Annotated in this window: 19 protein-coding genes; 12 read left to right on the top strand and 7 right to left on the bottom strand. The window is 64.2% G+C overall.

What is annotated here, in order from left to right:
* Window positions 1-47: 47 nt before the first annotated feature.
* Entirely contained in the window at window positions 48-170 is a 123-nt protein-coding gene (locus tag F7P65_RS22465) for a hypothetical protein (protein WP_275897543.1), read from the top strand.
* On the opposite strand, the gene F7P65_RS02740 is transcribed toward F7P65_RS22465, so the two are convergent.
* From F7P65_RS02740 to F7P65_RS02750, 3 genes are read right to left on the bottom strand one after another with little or no spacing between them, the layout of a single operon-like run.
* Window positions 167-1,474, bottom strand: a complete 1,308-nt coding sequence (locus F7P65_RS02740; RefSeq protein WP_150290228.1) for an SPOR domain-containing protein — start codon at window positions 1,472-1,474, stop codon at window positions 167-169. The two genes, F7P65_RS22465 and F7P65_RS02740, sit on opposite strands and share 4 nt — an antisense overlap.
* A gap of 13 nt (window positions 1,475-1,487) precedes the next feature.
* Complete coding sequence (locus F7P65_RS02745) at window positions 1,488-2,051, bottom strand: hypothetical protein (protein ID WP_150290229.1); 564 nt, start codon at window positions 2,049-2,051, stop codon at window positions 1,488-1,490.
* A gap of 14 nt (window positions 2,052-2,065) precedes the next feature.
* Window positions 2,066-2,785: a ParA family protein gene (locus tag F7P65_RS02750; RefSeq protein WP_150290230.1), complete on the bottom strand. Its 720-nt coding sequence runs from the start codon at window positions 2,783-2,785 to the stop codon at window positions 2,066-2,068.
* A gap of 168 nt (window positions 2,786-2,953) precedes the next feature.
* On the opposite strand from F7P65_RS02750, the gene F7P65_RS02755 reads away from it, so the two are divergent.
* The 3 genes from F7P65_RS02755 to purU all read left to right on the top strand — a co-directional run bounded on the left by F7P65_RS02755 (window position 2,954) and on the right by purU (window position 5,965).
* Entirely contained in the window at window positions 2,954-3,940 is a 987-nt protein-coding gene (locus F7P65_RS02755; RefSeq protein ID WP_150290231.1) for an SPOR domain-containing protein, read from the top strand.
* A 70-nt stretch (window positions 3,941-4,010) separates the two neighbouring features.
* Window positions 4,011-5,039, top strand: a complete 1,029-nt coding sequence (locus F7P65_RS02760; RefSeq protein WP_150290232.1) for a 2-oxoadipate dioxygenase/decarboxylase family protein — start codon at window positions 4,011-4,013, stop codon at window positions 5,037-5,039.
* A gap of 53 nt (window positions 5,040-5,092) precedes the next feature.
* On the top strand, window positions 5,093-5,965 hold the full coding sequence (purU, locus tag F7P65_RS02765; protein ID WP_205451899.1) for a formyltetrahydrofolate deformylase: 873 nt from the start codon (window positions 5,093-5,095) through the stop codon (window positions 5,963-5,965).
* A 586-nt stretch (window positions 5,966-6,551) separates the two neighbouring features.
* Here purU and F7P65_RS02770 read toward each other — a convergent pair.
* The 4 genes from F7P65_RS02770 to F7P65_RS02785 form a co-directional block, all read right to left on the bottom strand.
* The gene (locus F7P65_RS02770) at window positions 6,552-6,764 is read right to left on the bottom strand and encodes a DUF2093 domain-containing protein (RefSeq protein ID WP_150290234.1); all 213 of its coding nucleotides are present in this window, start codon (window positions 6,762-6,764) and stop codon (window positions 6,552-6,554) included.
* Window positions 6,764-8,167, bottom strand: coding sequence for an NAD(P)H-dependent flavin oxidoreductase (locus tag F7P65_RS02775; RefSeq protein WP_150290235.1), 1,404 nt, complete (start codon window positions 8,165-8,167; stop codon window positions 6,764-6,766). Before F7P65_RS02775 ends, F7P65_RS02770 begins: the two co-directional genes overlap by 1 nt.
* A 96-nt stretch (window positions 8,168-8,263) precedes the next feature.
* Window positions 8,264-9,376: a glycosyltransferase gene (locus F7P65_RS02780; protein ID WP_240334171.1), complete on the bottom strand. Its 1,113-nt coding sequence runs from the start codon at window positions 9,374-9,376 to the stop codon at window positions 8,264-8,266.
* Between the two features lie 66 nt (window positions 9,377-9,442).
* Window positions 9,443-10,315, bottom strand: coding sequence for an alpha/beta fold hydrolase (locus F7P65_RS02785; protein ID WP_150290237.1), 873 nt, complete (start codon window positions 10,313-10,315; stop codon window positions 9,443-9,445).
* A 40-nt stretch (window positions 10,316-10,355) separates the two neighbouring features.
* On the opposite strand from F7P65_RS02785, the gene F7P65_RS02790 reads away from it, so the two are divergent.
* The 8 genes from F7P65_RS02790 (at window position 10,356) to F7P65_RS02825 (ending at window position 17,710) form a co-directional block, all read left to right on the top strand.
* Complete coding sequence (locus tag F7P65_RS02790) at window positions 10,356-11,750, top strand: protein adenylyltransferase SelO (protein WP_150290238.1); 1,395 nt, start codon at window positions 10,356-10,358, stop codon at window positions 11,748-11,750.
* 40 nt (window positions 11,751-11,790) lie between these two features.
* The gene (gene astD / locus F7P65_RS02795) at window positions 11,791-13,224 is read left to right on the top strand and encodes a succinylglutamate-semialdehyde dehydrogenase (protein WP_150290239.1); all 1,434 of its coding nucleotides are present in this window, start codon (window positions 11,791-11,793) and stop codon (window positions 13,222-13,224) included.
* 96 nt (window positions 13,225-13,320) lie between these two features.
* The gene (gene cobA, locus F7P65_RS02800; protein ID WP_150290240.1) at window positions 13,321-14,109 is read left to right on the top strand and encodes a uroporphyrinogen-III C-methyltransferase; all 789 of its coding nucleotides are present in this window, start codon (window positions 13,321-13,323) and stop codon (window positions 14,107-14,109) included.
* The gene (locus F7P65_RS02805) at window positions 14,106-14,402 is read left to right on the top strand and encodes a DUF2849 domain-containing protein (protein ID WP_150290241.1); all 297 of its coding nucleotides are present in this window, start codon (window positions 14,106-14,108) and stop codon (window positions 14,400-14,402) included. Before cobA ends, F7P65_RS02805 begins: the two co-directional genes overlap by 4 nt.
* Window positions 14,403-14,405: 3 nt before the next feature.
* Entirely contained in the window at window positions 14,406-16,037 is a 1,632-nt protein-coding gene (locus F7P65_RS02810; RefSeq protein ID WP_150290242.1) for a nitrite/sulfite reductase, read from the top strand.
* Entirely contained in the window at window positions 16,030-16,470 is a 441-nt protein-coding gene (locus F7P65_RS02815) for a DUF934 domain-containing protein (protein WP_150290243.1), read from the top strand. Before F7P65_RS02810 ends, F7P65_RS02815 begins: the two co-directional genes overlap by 8 nt.
* The gene (locus F7P65_RS02820; protein WP_150290244.1) at window positions 16,463-17,254 is read left to right on the top strand and encodes a phosphoadenylyl-sulfate reductase; all 792 of its coding nucleotides are present in this window, start codon (window positions 16,463-16,465) and stop codon (window positions 17,252-17,254) included. The genes F7P65_RS02815 and F7P65_RS02820 overlap by 8 nt, the downstream gene beginning before the upstream one ends.
* Before the next feature lie 63 nt (window positions 17,255-17,317).
* The gene (locus F7P65_RS02825; RefSeq protein ID WP_150290245.1) at window positions 17,318-17,710 is read left to right on the top strand and encodes an MAPEG family protein; all 393 of its coding nucleotides are present in this window, start codon (window positions 17,318-17,320) and stop codon (window positions 17,708-17,710) included.
* The last annotated feature ends 1 nt before the right edge of the window (window position 17,711 follow it).

Raw genomic sequence — 17,711 nt, forward strand, 5'->3', positions numbered from 1 at the left:
GTTCGAATCCTACTCGGGGAGCCACTTTTGCCCTTTTCGGCGGTTAAATGGCCGGATTTCCTGATTCCGATGATTTCATTCCGGCGTCGCAACAGCGCCAAAAAGCGTTGCGGGCGGACACCATCGGCGCCGCCCGCATGATCGTTCTTCTTGTCGTCACCGGTCTTTAACGTGTCGCATATTGCCGACCGCGGGTCGACAGAGCCCAGCGCTGCGGTGTGGCATCGGGCACATTTTCACGCACGAAGCACTGACCGCGACGGGTCCGAATCGCATTGCACAGGGCGACCGCTTCGGCCCGGTCGTCAAATCCGCTCACGGCAAGACGTGCAAAGGTCGCACCATTGACCGTGATCTGGCTGGTGACGACGGGGAAATTTTCAAGCGCGCTGTTGCGGCGGGCCATAGAGGCCCATTTTTCCTTCGCAATGGCTGCGTTATCATAGGCCCCCAGTTGGACGACCCAATTGCTGCTGCCCCTGCCGCTCGGTCGGAAGGCGACCTGCTGAACACGAGCGGGCGCGGCCATGCGAGCCGGAGCGGCCTGACGCGGTGTGGCAGCGCGCACCGCGACGCGAACCGGTGCCGCGACAGCCTGGATCATGGGCGCAGGCGTTTCGGCGGCGACAGACGGCGACACGGAGAACGGAGCGGGATCGGCAGCGGCCATGTCAACAGGCGCCGCTGCGGAAGGCTGTTCGACAGGCGCGGCTTCGGCCATCCGGACCGGCGCAGCGTCCGGCGCCAGCGCGAGAGCAGCCGGTTGCCCAGCATCGGCGCCCTTGATGGCCACGCCCATCAGCGCCGCGACGCGCAATTCGGGCTGACCGGGAATGGCCGTCTGCGCCCATTGAGCAATCCTCTGATTGGCGGCGAGCGGATCGAGATCGAGGCCCGCCACCATCCGCGCATCCTTCCACCGCCCGGCCAGCGCATAGGCATAGGCCAGATTCTGACGGGTCTGCGCGGTCGCCGAGGGATCCTGTATCACCTGGGAGAGGATGCGCACGCCTTCCTCGGCATCGCCCGCCATCGCCATGGCCAGGCCATAGTCGCCGGCAGGAACAATGTCGGCATTATTGGCAAGCAGATCGCGGGCCGCGCCATCCTTGCCCAGCGCCGCTTGCACCAGCGCCAGGGTAACGATGGTGCGGGCATCGCGATTGCCGAGCGTCATCGCGTCCGACAGCGCGGTTTCCGCCGAGGCGAAACGACCGTCAGCCACATAGGCCCGGCCCAGCAACTGACGATAACGGGCATCTCGCGGCGCGGCCTGCACGGCAGCTTCCGCCGCTTCCACGGCCCGGGGACCATCGCGATCGGCCAGCGCCTTTTCGACGCTCCCGCTCAGACGATCGGGACTTTGCTGCGGCGCAATCGCGGTGGGACGAAAGGCCGCGCCTGTGCATCCCACCATGGTCGTGCCGACGAGCAGCGACACGACCGCTGCCTTTGCGAAAGCCTTGCGCTTCATGGGCTTGCGTTCCTTAATTGTCGCCGCGTGCGCGCGGCAGCGATTGGGCGAGCCGATCGATCTCCGGCAGGCTGGCCAGGAAAGTGTCGAGCGCTTCCGTCACCATTTGCTGCGCCGAACGCCCGGCAATAGCGCTGGCGAGGCGGAGCTTCAGATGGCGGTCGGCGTCGAGCCGCAGGGTGAAGGCGGCCTTGCGCCCCTTCGACACAGCGGGCGTGCGGGCCTTGGACGGCTTTTTGGCCTTGATCGGCTTCACATCCACAACCGAAGACACTGCGCCGGTTTCCGCTATGCGTTCGGCCAATTCCTCGCGTTCGGTTACCACCGGCGGCACGGGCGCGACGGTCGGAACCGACGTCATTGGCGTCAGGCCAGCGACGGAGCGCGGCTCAATCGGCGTTGGTTCAGGCTGCGTGACATCGAAGCCCATGTCGTTCCAGCCCAGATCCTCCTGAAGCGCGGTCGCTCCGGCGGTCAGACCAACGCCCAGCATGGGGCGGCGCATCGCGGGCTGCGCGGCGCCCTTGCGCGCGAGCAGGCCCGAGGTCAGCGAGGCGAGAGGTTTCGGTTCGGCCATGTTTTCCCCTCCCCTTACTGTGCGATCCGGCGGCCGAAGCCACCATTGGCCGGACGAACGGTGCTCGCCGTTCCCACCGCATTGTGCGGCACGGAAAAGACGGTGCGGCGGAAATTCTTTTCAAGCCGGTCGGAAATATAGGTCCAGAGCTGCGTGACCTCTCCGGCGGAGCGGCCATTGGGATCGACCTCCATCACCGTGCGGCCGTCGATCATCGATGCGGCGAAATCGGTGCGGTGATGCAGCGTGACTGGCGCGACTGTCCCATGCTGGGACAAAGCGACGGCTGCTTCGGAGGTGATGCGCGCCTTCGGCGTGGCGGCGTTGACCACGAAGATCAGCGGCTTGCCCGCCCGTTCACAAAGGTCGACCGTGGCGCCGACGGCACGCAGGTCGTGCGGGCTGGGACGGGTCGGTACGACGATCAGTTCGGCGACGGAAATGACGCTCTGGATGGCCATGGTGATGGCCGGCGGCGTGTCGATGACGGCCAGCTTGAACCCCTGCTGGCGGAGAATCTCGAGGTCGGCGGCAAGGCGCGCCACCGTGGTTTGGGCGAAGGCGGGATATTCGGCCTCGCGCTCATTCCACCAGTCGGCCAGTGAGCCTTGCGGGTCGATGTCGATCAGCACGACCGGGCCTGCGCCCGCCAGTTGGGCCTGAACGGCCAGATGGCCCGACAGGGTCGTCTTGCCCGACCCCCCCTTTTGCGATGCCAATGCCAATATGCGCACGCAACTTCCCCCAGAAAATCCAATTGCGGAAAGAGGTGCCACAAGGCCGCCTAAGAATTGGTTAACGGATGCGGAAGCCTCCCAGCCTGTGGAAATGGGGATATTCTTAATGCTAAGTCGTTATTAACCTTGCCGTCGCATAGGATCGAGCAAAGACCCATTGGGAGCATGAGCATGAAGCATATCTGGGGTGTGCTGGCCGCTGGAACGATGCTGAGCATCGCGCAACCGACACTGGCGGATGTGAAGGCGGGCGTCGATGCATGGCAGCAAGGCGACTATGCCAAGGCCGTCGCCTTGTGGCAGCCGCTGGCGCAGACCGGCGACCCCGATGCGCAGTTCAACATGGGACAGGCCTATAAGCTCGGACGCGGCGTGAAGACGGACCCGGCCGCCGCAATCGATTGGTATTGCAAGGCAGCCAGCCAGGGTCATGCGCGCGCCGAGGATAATCTGGGCCTGCTGTTGTTCCAGCAGGGCGACCGGGCGGGTGCCCTGCCCTTCTTGCAGCATGCCGCAGACCGGGGTGAACCGCGGGCGCAATATATTGTCGGCACGGCCCTGTTCAACGGCGATCTGGTGGCGAAAAATTGGGTGCGGGCCTATGCGCTGATGACTCGCGCGTCCGATTCCGGGCTGGCGCAGGCTACGGCCAGCCTGCGTCAGATGGACAAGTTCATCCCTCAGGATCAGCGCAGTCAGGCCATCGCCATGGCACGTTCCATGGCGCAGCAGGAACAGGCGGCAGACAATGGCGCGCCCCAACCGCTTCGAGCGGCCGCCATTCCGCCCTCCGCTCCGTCAGCCGCTGCCCCCGCTCCCGCCCCCAAAGCGGAAACCGCCAAGGCCGCGCCTCCGGCCAAGACCCGGCCCGCACCGAAAGTGGCGTCCGCCAAGCCTGCTTTGCCGCAAGCGGCCAGCACGGGTTCCTGGCGGGTGCAGATCGGCGCATTCAGCGCGGAAGCCCGTGCGCGGACGCTCTGGAGTCAGCTCAGCGGCAAGGTCAGCGGCCTGTCAGCCTATCGCCCCTTCATCACGACCAGCGGCGGCGTGACCCGACTGCAGGCGGGGCCGCTGGCCAACAGTGCCGACGCGGCCCGATTATGCGGCGCGATCAAGGCCGCCGGTGCCGATTGCATGCCCAAAAAGATGTGAAAAAGCTTTCAATCTCTTGGAATTTTATTTCAAGAGAGCGATAAGGGGGCTTCATGAAGGAGCCTCATTCATGTCGGTGGAAAAGCAAGCGGTGATCGCCGCATTGGCGCAAGCGGCCATGGGCGAAAGGGCCGCCGGCGCCGCGCTGGCTGCACTCAGCATCGATCCGGCGCTGATGGCGGAAAACGGACCGCAGGTTTCGCGCGCCGCCTTCGCCATGGCGCTGAATGTCGTGCTGTTCCAAAATCTGTTGGACCGGGTGCCAAGCGGTGCCGCCTATGTCGCGGACCGGATGGCGCATGGCGGCAAGGTGCTGTTCGATCATGGTGCGCTGCGCACGGTGCGGCTGGCCGAGGGACCGACCGGAGAGCTGCCGCCCGGTGAGGAAGCCTTTACCCGGATATTGCTGCCCCTGGGCTATGAGATGGCAGCGGTCTATCCGCTCGACCGGCTGCGCATGACCGGACGGGCCTATCGCCATCGCGACATGGCCGAGGCGATTCCGCAATTCTTCCTGTCGGAATTGCATGTCGACCGTTTCGATCCCGAATTTGCCGAGGTTGCGGCCCGCGTGTTCGGCACGTCGCGCGATCCGCTGACGGCGGATGCCTGCGCCGTGCTGGACAAATATGGGCGCGGCAGCCTTGTTTCGCTGGAGGAGGCGGCAGAGGCGCTGCCGGTGATCGTCGCCGCCTTCGACCGGCAGCATGATCCGGTCAGCATCGGGGATTATGAACTGCTGCTCTCCCGGTCGCATGAAGCAGGCTGGATCGCGACCGAGGGCAACGCCTTCAATCATGCGACCGACCGGGTGGCGGACGTCGCCGCGTTGGCGGATCGGCTGCAGGCGGAGGACTGGCCGATGAAGGACAGGCTGGAAATTTCCCGCACTGGACGCGTCCGGCAGACGGCCTTTCGGGCGGACGGGGTCGAACGGTTGTTTGCCGGGAATGAACTGCGCATGGTGCCCGGGTCCTTTTATGAGTTCATCAGCCGGGATATCGATCCTGAAACCGGCACGCTGGACCTGGCCTTCGACACCGGCAATGCGACCGGCATTTTCGCCATGACCAGCAGGCAGGACCGCGCGGGCGCGTAACGGGTTGATCCGCGCGCCGGCTTGGGGCAACGCCTTTCCCACTTTGTGAGGAGATGCGCGTGACTGACCCGGTTGTCCCATCCTGGGTGCTGACTTTGGCCTGTGCCGACCGTGTCGGCATCGTCGCGGCGGTCAGCCGTTTCCTGGCTGAGCGCGGCGGCTTCATCACGGACAGCCAGCAATATGCGGACCGGGAGGCGGATCGCTTCTTCATGCGCGTCGCGTTCGAGGCGACCGATGCGCGCATGGGTGACACGGATCGACTGCGTAGCGAATTTGCCGATGTCGGTACGCATTTCACGATGGACTGGCGGATCACCGCGGCGGATGAAAAACCGCGCATGCTGCTTGCGGTGTCCAAAGGGTCGCATTGCCTGGCCGACCTGCTGCATCGTTGGCAGACGGGGATGCTGGCGGTGGACATTATGGGCGTGGTGTCCAACCATCCCGACATGCGCCGGATCACCGAATGGCATGGCATTCCCTATCATGAACTGCCGCCCAATGGCGACAAGGCCGCGCAGGAGGACGCGCTGATGGGCCTTTTCGATCGGACGCGGTCGGAATATCTGATCCTGGCCCGCTATATGCAGGTGCTGTCGGAAGGGCTGGTCGAAAAGCTCGCCGGACGTTGCGTCAACATCCATCACAGCTTCCTGCCCGGTTTCAAGGGGGCGCGGCCCTATCACCGGGCACATGAGCGCGGCGTCAAGCTGATCGGCGCGACAGCGCATTTCGTGACCGCCGATCTCGACGAAGGGCCGATCATCGAACAGGCCGTCGAGCGCGTGGATCACCGTGCCACCGCCGAGGACATGATCCGCATCGGCCGCGATATTGAGGCGCAGGTGCTGGCCCGCGCAGTCGGCTGGCTGGCCGACCGGCGAGTGCTGCTGAATGGCGGGAAAACCGTGGTCTTTCGTTGAGTTAAACTGGCAAACCGGCATCGTTTCGCATACGCGGGAAGGTAGCCGGACCCTTTACCGCACGATGCTTTTAATTATTTGCTTAAGCCTCGGTGCGAAACCGGATGAAACCTGCAAAGGCCGCGCAGCATGGCGCTCGCGGCGGAATATTCATCCATGGAAGGCGGGTTATGAATTGTGCGGGAGCGGTTCGCTCCCCGCGTTCGACGCGTGGGGAAAGGCTATGTCCAGCCCCGCAAATCGCATCGCGCCGGATACGGCATCAAGAGCCGCCGAAACAGCCGCGGCGCAGGCGTCAGGTCAACCTTCCAACCTTAGAAGGCGACGTTATAAATAAACCAACCAACGATCAGCAGGCTCGACACCACGCAGACGCGATCCCCAAAAATATCAATTCGCGACATTCCCGACATCCTTCCTCAAATGCGCGATCTCCGCCGCTTCTGAAGGAAGAATAAACCATTTGCACGATGAAAGGAATAGCAGAAAATAGATGAGATGCCGCATCGAGGCGGTAAATCGATGACAAGACCCCTCAAAGGCGTATGAGAGAGCGTATCAGGCTACGCAATCGCCTTCGCTTCGTTCAACGAAACGCCGATCCGCGATGCTTCAGGAAAGACTGAGTCGCTTCGACCGGGCCGCGATAGGCCTCCTGAAACTCCGCGCTCCAATATTTGAGATCTTCAAGATCGATCCGTGCGCCCGAGACGGCACAGACAACGAATTGCCCCGGACGCACGATGTCGAAATGCGGCGTGTCGTAATGCAGCACCGCCAGTCCCTGAATGTCAGCCATCAGTCGCCGGTCAGAATGCGGTCGAAAAGTTGCTTCACGGTCGGCACGAACCCGTTCGAGTAGAAAGGATCCTGCTTGAACTTGTAGGCGCCATGGCCCGCGAAAAGCAGATTCTTGTCAAGGTCGCCGCCATGCACGGCCTCCTGCAACGACTTCTGGATGCAGAAGCTGCGCGGATCGGCCAGACGCCCGGTCGAGTTGGTTTCGCTGTCCATCCAGCTCGAAAAGGCGCACTGGCTGAGGCAGCCCATGCAATCCGTCTGATCCTTGCGGATTTCGGCCTTTTCCTCTTCGGTCACGAAGACCAGCGTGTTGTCCGGCGTCTTGAGCGCGGAGGTGAAGCCCTGCCCCACCCATTCGCGGGCGCGCAGCAGATCGTTCCGCGTCACCCAGAAATTCTTGCCCCTCACCCCCGCATCGAGTTGATGCGTGTGGTCGCCCGCCTGTTCGGTACTGAACGGAACCTGCCGTTCCGAACGGGCTTCAAGCAGCCGCAGGAAGGGGTTGCGCACCGCCGAACTGTAGAAGCCCGTCGGCGAGAAGCGGTGCAGCAGCACATCGCCCGGCTCAAGCTGCGTCAGGCGCTGTTTCCATTCGGCGGGAATCGGACTTTCCTGCGTCAGCAGCGGACGAGTGCCGAACTGGAAGGCGATGGCGCCCAGTTCGGGATTGTCGATCCAGTCGTTCCAGTCCCGAAGGTGCCAGACGCCGCCCGCCATGACGATGGGCACATCGTCGGAAATACCGCCTTCGCGCATGGTCGCGCGCAAATCCCGCACGCGCGGATAGGGATCCTGCGGGACCCTCGGGTCCTCGGCATTGGAAAGGCCGTTATGTCCGCCGGCGAGCCACGGATCTTCATAGACGACCGCCGCCAGCCATTCCGAAGCCTTGGAATAGGCGCGCTTCCACAGCGCGCGGAAAGCGCGGCCGGACGAAACGATGGGCAGATAGCTGACGCCATAGGATGCGGCGATTTCGCTCAGCTTGTACGGCATGCCCGCGCCGCAGGTCACGCCCGCGACCATGCCCTTGGTCTTTTCGAGCACACCGTGAAGGACGCGCTGCGCGCCGCCCATTTCCCACAGCACATTGATGTTGATCGCGCCCTTGCCGCCCGCGATTTCGAAGGCGCGCTTCACCTGTTCGACCGCACCGTCAATAGCATAGGCGATCAGTTCTTCATGGCGATCGCGGCGGGTGCGGCCATGGTAGATTTGCGGAATGACATTGCCGAAGCTGTCATAGCTGTCGGCGTTGACCGCCGACACGGTGCCGATCCCCCCGGCGGCCGCCCAGGCGCCCGAACTGGCATGGTTGGAAACAGCTACGCCCTTGCCGCCCTCGACCAGAGGCCACACTTCGCGGCCGCCGTAGATGATGGGCTTCAACCCCTTGAACAACGCATTCTCCCAGCGCAAAAAACCCGTGGCCGCCGACCACTTAAACGCCGTCCTATAGCAGTTTTCCTGACATAGAGCGAGTTTTCCGGCGGGGCCCTACCGCAAAATGGATGGGCTGGATAGTGCCTGTCCGTAAAGCGTCGCATAGGCGGCGACCATGGCTTCTTCCGCGAAGTCGCGCCGGGCACGGTGGCGGTTCGCTTCGCCCAGTTGCGCGCGCAGGTCGGCGCTGGCGGCGAGTTGGCCGAGCGCGGCGCTGAGCGCGGCTTCATCGGGCACGACGAAGGGCCGGTTTTCGGGCGCGACCATGTTCGCGACGTCGCCCACATCGGTCGAAGCGACAGGAATACCGGCCGCCATGGCTTCGACCAGCGAAATCGGAAATTGCTCGCTGTCAGAGGAGAGCGCAAAAATGTCGAACAGGCCGATGAATCGCCAGGGCTCGCTCATGAACCCGACCATGCAGATATCGGCAAGTCCGTGGGCGTGAGCTTCGGCCAGAATGGCGGCACGCTCCGGCCCCTCCCCGACGACAACCAGTTGCAGGCGGTCGCGATGCGGGGCGACGGCGCGGACCAGGCGGGGAATATTCTTGACCCCGCGCAGACCCGCCAGCGTGCCGACCAGCAACTTGCCGTGCGAGCGGTTGAGGGCCGGAATGGCATCAGGCGCGGGCGGCTGCGCATAGCGATCCGTGTCGATGCCGTTGCGGATCAGATGCACCCTGGCCGCCGGTTGGCGCCAGACCGTGCGGGCAATGGCGTCGAGGCGGATCGAGGGGATGACCAGTGCATGGGCGCGCTGGAGCGCGATCCGGCGGTAGACGTTGCGCTGGGACTTGAGGCCGTTCGCTTCATCGGCGTTAAAGCCGTCTTCATGGTGGATCAGCGGCGGCAAGTGGAGCGACCGGGCATGGATGCGATGCGCCATCACCGCATCCATCGCCCCCCAATTATAGCTGAGGACAAGGTCATAGCCCGACAGAAATTCCGCAATGGCCTTGAAGCGCCTGAGTCCGGGCTTGCCCGCGAGGGGCGGCGGATCGGGAAAATCGACGGGCGTGGCGGGATCGATGGCGTCGCGGGCGCTCATCAGATGGGGCGCGGCGCTGACGATGCTGTGCTGGGCGCGCTCCCCCCAGAGGTTCATCAGTCGGACCGCCCGCGCTTCCTTGCCGCCCAGCGAAAAACTGCCATGAATGTGCAACAACCGGGGCGGCGCCCCTGTTTGCCGTAAGGTTCGCGACGTGAAATGCTCCCTTTCACTCAAGTCGCATCAGCCATTCAGCACTCGCGCGAGCAGCCGGTCGATGGCGAAGGCCGATGCCGGCTCATCAAGGACTGGCGTATGGCCGACATGGGGAATGGTCGCGAGTTCGGCGTCGGGGCCGATTTCCTCCACCATGCGGTGCGCGGTTTCCGCGGACAGAAGGTCGGAACGTTCGCCCCGCAGCAGGAGCGTCGGGATGCCGCGAAAGGCCTGCATCACCGGCCACATGTCGACCCCGGCGGCTTCGTCGCTCGCAACGCGCAGCGGTTCGGCGATCCGCATGTCATAGTCCAGGACGATGCGGCCCGCGCCGTTGAGCCGATAGAGGCGTTTCGCCATGGCGAGCCATTGATCAAGGCCATAGGCCGGATAGACGTCGCGGTTCGCCTCCTCCAGCGCGCGGGCGGCATGGACCCAGCTTGGATGCGACTGGCCGATGCCGACATAGGTGCGGATGCGCGCAAGCCCCGCCTCCTCCAGCGTCGGCCCGACATCGTTGAGCAACGCGCCCGCCAGCCATTCGCGGTTGGTCGCGGCGATCAACATGGTGATGATGCCGCCCAGCGACGTACCGACGGCAACGAAGCGGCTGATGGCCAGGTCAGCCAACAAACGGCTGATGTCCTGCAAATAGGTGAGCGGGACATAGGTCATCGGGTCCTTCGCCTGCGCGCTTTCGGCACGGCCCCGCATATCGGGGCATATCAGGCGCCAGTCGCCCGCCAGCCGCGCCGCCAGCGGCTCGAAATCACGGGCATTCCGGGTGAGGCCCGGCAGACAGAGCAAGGGCGGTCGACCGTCCTCACCGCCCGCATAATCGCGATAATGGAGCCTCAGCCCATCGGGCGACCACCAATATCCGTCGGTGTAACTGCTCAAGCTGCTTGATCCTTCCACCCTGCATCCCCCATATCGCCGCATGCGCTCTGCCCTGCAACCCTCCGAATATCGTCCGGCGAATGAAATCGCTGCGCTGCAACCCGATTTTGCCGATCCCGTCGCGGCGGCGGACTTTCCGCAGGCGATCCTGCGCTTCCGCAACGACCGATGGGCGCCGACCGTAGGACTTGGCGATCTCAGCGACGCCGAATGGGTGGCGCATTTCGGACGCTTTGCGCCGCTGGAAGGATCGCTGCCTCAGCCATTGGCGCTGCGCTATCACGGGCATCAGTTCCGGCAATATAATCCGGACATAGGCGACGGCCGGGGCTTTCTGTTCGCGCAGGTGCGGGACGGAGCCGGGCGACTGCTGGACTTGGGCACCAAGGGATCGGGACAGACGCCCTATAGCCGGTTCGGGGACGGGCGGCTGACGCTGAAAGGCGGAATGCGGGAGATTCTCGCGACCGAGATGCTGGAGGCGTTGGGCGTCAACACTTCCAAGACCTTCTCCATCATCGAAACTGGCGAGGCGCTGGAGCGCAATGACGAACCGTCCCCGACCCGCGCGGCGGTGATGGTACGGCTGAGCCATTCGCATATCCGCATCGGGTCGTTCCAGCGGGCGGCCTATTTCGACGACAAGCCATTGCTGGAACGGCTGACCGACTATGCCCTGACGAAGCTGTACGGCGAGACGCCGGGCGACAATCCGCCCGCGCAATTGCTGGGCCGCGTGGTCGAGCGGACCGCCGATCTGGCGGCGAGCTACATGGTCGCGGGCTTCGTCCACGGCGTGCTCAACAGCGACAATATCAATGTGACCGGCGAGAGCTTCGACTATGGGCCATGGCGCTTCACGCCGCTGTGGGAGCCGGGCTTTACCGCCGCCTATTTCGACCATTCGGGGCTTTATGCCTTCGGGCGGCAGGCCGAGGCGATCCATTGGGACGTCGCGCAACTGGCGGTGTCGCTGCGGCCTCTGGTCGAGGCGGAGCCATTGATCGCTCAGTTGGAGCGTTTCCCCCAGCTTTATGGCGAGGCGATGGCGCGGCGCTTCTGCTGGCGGCTCGGCGTGGCGCAGAGTGGCGATGCGGCCGCGATGATCGAGGCCGCGGTCAAGGGGATGATCGCCAGCCAGACGCCGATCGATTGCTTCTTCCAGGACTGGCGGGGCGGCGATCCGCGTGAAGGCGCCCCCTATGCCGGCGAGGAATGGGCAGCATTCCGCGAAGCCATGGCGGGATGTGAGCCGAGCGGGACGAAAGACCACGCATATTGGACCGACCCCACGCCCTGCTCCATGCCTATCGATGAGGTGGAGGGGATCTGGCGCGCCATCGACGGGAATGACGACTGGACGCCGCTCCATGCCAAGGTCGCCGCGATCCGGCGCATGGGCGATGCGATGGGCGATGCGCCCGATATGGGCTGAGCCCCTTCCCTAACGCGCAATTATCCGCCATATCGAAGCCATGTCCGCAACGCTGACTTCGACAGAACCCGCCACCGGTGCTCAATTGTGGCAGGGGACTGCCAGCGATGTGGAGGCAGAGGTCGCCCGCGCCCGCGCCGCCTGGCCCAAATGGGCCGCCCAGCCTATCGCCTTTCGCATCGAAACGCTCCGCCGCTTCGTCAATGTCGTGCGCGCCCATGAGGAGGCGCTGGCCGACCTGATCGCGCGGGAAACAGGCAAGCCGCTCTGGGATGCACGCACCGAAGTCACGGCGGTGATGAACAAGGTCGACATTTCCGTCGCCGCCTTTTCCGAACGCACCGGGCAGCGGCGGCTGGAAGCGGCCATGGGCGCGCGCCAGTCGGTTCGGCACAAGCCGCATGGCGTGATGGCAGTGCTGGGGCCGTATAATTTCCCGGCGCACCTCCCCAATGGGCATATCGTGCCTGCGCTGCTGGCGGGCAATGCGGTGCTGTTCAAGCCTTCGGAAAAGACGCCCGCCGTGGGCGAGATGCTGGTGCGCTTCTATCATGAGGCGGGCGTGCCGGAGGATGCCGTCCGGCTGGTGCTGGGCGGACCGGACGAGGGCAAGGCCCTGGCCGCGCATCCCGATGTGAGCGGCATTCTCTTTACCGGATCGGCGCAGACGGGGATCGCGATCAACCGGCATTTCGCGGCCAATCCGGGGAAGATATTGGCCCTTGAGATGGGCGGGAACAATCCCGTCATCGCCTGGGACACGGCCGACATCGCCAGCGCGGCGGCATTGATCGTGCAATCGGCCTTCCTGTCGAGCGGGCAGCGCTGCACGGCGGCGAGCCGGCTGATCGTCAAGGAAAGCCTGGCCGATATACTGATTGCCGAGGTCAAGAAGCTGGCCGACCGGCTGATCGTCGATCATCCCCATGCCGATCCGGCACCCTATATGGGGCCGGTGATCGATAATCAGGCGGCGGATCAACTGACCGAAAGTTTCCTCTTTTTGATGAGCCACGGCGGCAAGCCGATCAAACATATGGTGCGGACGACCAAAGGGTTGCCCTTCCTGACGCCGGCGATCATCGACGTGACCGCCATGGCGGAAAGGCCGGATATCGAACTGTTCGGACCCTTGTTGCAGATTATCCGGGTGCCGGATTTCGAATCCGCGATCATGGAGGCGAACAATACGCGCTACGGCTTGTCGGCGGCGCTGATCGGCGGGTCGCCCGAGCAATATAACCAGTTCTGGGCCAATATCCGGGCCGGCATCGTCAACTGGAACCGGCCGACCAACGGCGCGTCGTCCTCCGCGCCTTTTGGGGGCGTCGGGATTTCGGGCAACCATCGACCCAGCGCTTATTATGCGGCGGACTATTGCGCCTATCCGGTGGCGTCCGTGGAAATCGAACAGCCCCGCGCATCGATTGGCGTCGGCCTCAGGGACATCGATACCGGCGCGATGGGGGACTGAACCGCGGAGCATGAATCACCGGCCCCCAAATTTTCCTACGCGCCGGGCAAAGCATTCTGAATTGAAACCATTGGCGGCTTTCGCCATTTGCCTGGCATGGCTCAACATGCACCTGCCACTGTCCATCTTGTCGGCGCGGGTCCGGGCGATCCCGAACTGCTGACGATGAAAGCCGTCCGGTTGATCCGCGACGCCGCCGTGATCGTCCATGACGGGCTGGTGTCGATGGAGATATTGGCGCTGGCCTCTCCGCAAGCCGAACTGATTTCCGTCGCCAAGCAGCGCAGCCGCCATTCTATGCCGCAGGAGGGCATCAACGCGCTGTTGGTGGAACTGGCGCTGGCGGGACAGTCGGTCGTCCGCCTGAAGGGCGGCGATCCTTTCATTTTCGGGCGCGGCGGCGAGGAAATGGAAGCCTGCCGTGCCGCGGGCGTCCCGGTCGAGATCGTGCCGGGGATCAGCGCCGCCATCGGCTGCGCCGCGCAGGCGCAACTCCCCCTGACCCATCGCAATGCCGCGAGCGCCGTCACCTTCGTCGCCGGACAGTGCAAGGGATTGACGGACCAGGACTGGTCGGGACTGGCGGGCGCGGGACGCACGCTCGTCATCTATATGGGCGTGGCGACGGCGGCGGATATCGCCGACAAGCTGATCGCCGATGGCGTGTCGCCGGGCATTCCGGTGGCGGTGCTGGAAAACGGCACGCGCGCCGACATGCGGACCTTGCGCACCCTGCTCGCCGATCTGGGCGACATGGTTGCGCGCGAGCGAGTGAAGAGCCCGGCCCTGATCGTGGTCGGGGACGTGGCGGCCCACGCCCTGGCGCAGGATGTGCTGGCGGGTTGGGCGGCTGAGGCGAAAATTGGGGCGGAGACAGATAAGTGAAGATTTTGACCGGCAATGACCTCGGCACCGGGGACGTGATCTGGTGGGCGGGCGACGGCTGGTCGCGCCAGGTCGGCGACTCCGTCGACGTGGGCGACAAGGGTGACGAACTCGCCCGCGTCGAGGAAGCGGCGCTGCGGGTCGTGAGCGCCTATGTGATCGACGCGACAGTCGATGAAGAAGGCGTGCGCCCCGCGCATATCAAGGACCGCATCCGTGCTCTGGGGCCGACCGTGCGCCCCGACCTGACGCTGAAACCGAATGACGCCGATGCCGGCAACTGGGTGATCTGAACCATGTATCGTTACGACAATTATGACCAGTCTATCGTCGATGCCCGCGTCGAGGAGTTTCGCGATCAGGTGCAGCGCCGCCTGGCCGGACATCTGACAGAGGATCAGTTCAAGCCGCTGCGGCTGATGAACGGCCTCTATCTCCAACTGCACGCCTATATGCTGCGCGTCGCCATCCCCTATGGCACGCTGAACGGCCGGCAGATGCGCAAGCTGGGCGAGATCGCCCGCAAATATGACAAGGGCTACGGCCATTTCACGACGCGCACCAACCTCCAGTATAACTGGATCAAGCTGGCCGACGCGCCCGATATTCTGGCCGAACTGGCGACGGTCGAGATGCATGCCATCCAGACCAGCGGCAACTGCATCCGCAATATCTCGTCCGACCAATATGCCGGCGTGTCCGCGGATGAGGTGACGGACCCCCGCCCCTGGGCGGAACTGCTGCGGCAATGGTCGACCTTCCACCCGGAATTCACCTATCTGCCGCGCAAGTTCAAGATTTGCGTGATCGCCGCCGAGGAAGACCGTGCGGCCATGCGGCTGCACGACATCGGCCTGAAACTGGTGTCGCGCGACGGCAAGGTCGGGGCAGAGGTCTATGCCGGCGGCGGCATGGGGCGCACACCCATGGTTGCCCCGCAAATCAACGACTTCGTGCCGGAAGATGAGATCGTCTCTTATCTGGAGGCATGCCTGCGCGTCTACAACCGCTACGGACGCCGCGACAACAAGTACAAGGCGCGGATCAAGATCCTCGTCCATGAACTGGGCGTCGAGGAATATAAGCGGCAGGTCGAGGAAGAATTTGCGCATATGCGTGAGCTCGGCCTCAATCCGCCGACCGAGGAACTGGACCGTATCCGTCCCTTCTTCGCTGGCCCGGCCTATGAAACGGGCCTTTCGGATGAGATCGACCGCGCCGATCCGGCCTTTGCCCTGTGGGTGGACCGTCAGATCGCCGCACACAGGCAGCCGGGCTATGCCATCGTCAACATCAGCCTGAAACCGCGCGGCGGGATTCCGGGCGATGCTTCGGCGGAGCAGATCGACCTGGTGGCCGATCTGGCGGAGGCCTATTCGCTTGACGAACTGCGCGTGACCCATGCGCAGAACCTCGTCCTGCCGCATGTGAAGAAGGCCGATCTCCACGCCATCTGGCAGAAGCTGGACGCGGCGGGTCTGGCGGAGGCCAATATGGACCTCATCAGCGACATCATCGCCTGCCCCGGCCTCGACTATTGCAGCCTCGCCAATGCGCGCTCGATCCCGCTGGCACAGAAGCTGTCGGAGCGGTTCGCAGGCGCGGACCGGCAGAAGGACCTGGGCGAGTTGAAGGTCAAGATTTCCGGCTGCATCAACGCCTGCGGCCATCACCATGCGGGCCATATCGGCGTGCTGGGCGTGGACCGGAAGGGAGTCGAGAATTTCCAGCTCTCGCTCGGCGGATCGGGTGCGCAGGATGCCAGCGTGGGCCAGATCACCGGCCCCGGCTTCTCCGAGGATGGCGTGGTCGACGCGATCGAGAAGGTCACGGACCTGTATCTTTCTCAGCGGGAGGAAGGCGAACGTTTCCTCGACACCTATCGCCGTCTTGGCATGAAGCCCTTCAAGGAGGCGATCTATGGTTGAGTTCCTGTCCTTCCGCGAAGGCGAAGCCGCGCAGGAACCAGCGGTGACGGTCGAATCCTTCACCGGCCAGTCCAATTCCACCGCCGTGCGGATCGAAGCGGGTGAGGATGCGCGCGAATTGCTGCCCTACATCGACCGCCTGTCGCTGGTGGAGGTGAACTTCCCCGCCTATGGCGACGGGCGCGGCTATTCGGCGGCGCGCATACTGCGCGAAGCCGGCTATGACGGCGAACTGCGCGCCGTGGGCGATGTGCTGGTGGATCAGCTCAATGCCATGCGCCGCTGCGGTTTCGATACATTCCGGCCCGACAAGGCGCTGGACGATGCCGCCGTGGAGCGTGCGCTCAATCGTTATGCCGACGTCTATCAAAAGACCGTCGACGGCCGCCGCCCGGTGTGGGCGAAACGGCACCCGGAGACTGTGAATGGCTGAACCTGCCCGCCAGTTGGACGTCATCGACGCCCGCCCTGCCTTTACCCAGGCCGATGCGGACGCGCTCAACGCGCGGTTCGAAGGCGTCGACACGCTGTCGATGCTTAAGACCGTCTTTGCCGAAGGGCTGGCGGGGAATGTCGCCGTGGTGTCGTCCTTCGGCACGGAAAGCGCGGTGTTGCTGTCGCTGGTCGCCAAGGCCGACAGGACGATTCCGGTGATCTTCGTCGATACGCTCAAGATGTTCGATGAGACGCTGGACTATCGCGAAACGCTGATCGACACGCTGGGCTTTACGGATAGCCGGGCGGTGGTGCCCCATGCCGAGGTTCTGGCGCAAAAGGACGAAACCGGCCTGCGCTGGTCCTACGATCCCGACGGCTGCTGCGAAATCCGCAAGGTGGAACCGATGCACCGGGCGAAAGACGGTCTGGACGCCTGGATTTCCGGGCGCAAGGCGTTCCAGTCGGTGACCCGGCAGAACCTGCCCCGCTTCGAGGTCGAGGATGGGCGGCTGAAGATCAATCCGCTGGGCGATTGGACCAAGGACGATCTGGAAGCCTGGTTCGAGGCGGAAAACCTGCCCCGGCATCCGTTGGAGGCCCAGGGCTATCTCTCCATCGGTTGCGAACCGTGCACCTCCAAGGTGCTGCCGGGCGAAGACCCGCGCGCCGGGCGCTGGCGCGGGTGGGACAAGGTCGAATGCGGCATCCATACGCCCGTGACGCCGATCCCCTCGCCTGAGGCCGACCCGGACGATCCGGCGAACCAGCCGGTATTCTGATTTTCCTCTTCCTTCTATCGCGATAGGGTTGCGGCGATGGAAGACTGAAGAGGGAGACAGGATATGGCCGTTGAGCTGACGATATTGGCGTGGAGTTGCGTGCTGTTGCTGGTGCACATCTTCGCGGCGGCGCATATCAAGACCCGGCAATATGGCACCAAGTGGAATATGGGCGCACGCGATGAGGCATTGCCGCCGCTCGATCCGATAGGCGGGCGGCTGGTGCGGGCGCAGGCGAATTTTCTGGAAACCTATCCCATCGCGATCATCGTGCTGCTGGGCGTGGTGATCGCGGGCAAGACCAGCGGGACGACGGCGATAGGCGGCTGGCTCTGGCTGGGCGCTCGGGCGGTTTACCTGCCGCTGTATGGCATGGGCGTGCCGATGGTGCGGACCCTGGTTTACGCGGTCAGCATGGTCGGGCTGGCGCTGGTGTTTCAGGCTTTTGTCGGGTGAG

Source organism: Sphingobium estronivorans (assembly GCF_008692605.1).
In the GTDB taxonomy this organism is placed as follows: Bacteria; Pseudomonadota; Alphaproteobacteria; order Sphingomonadales; family Sphingomonadaceae; genus Sphingobium; species Sphingobium estronivorans.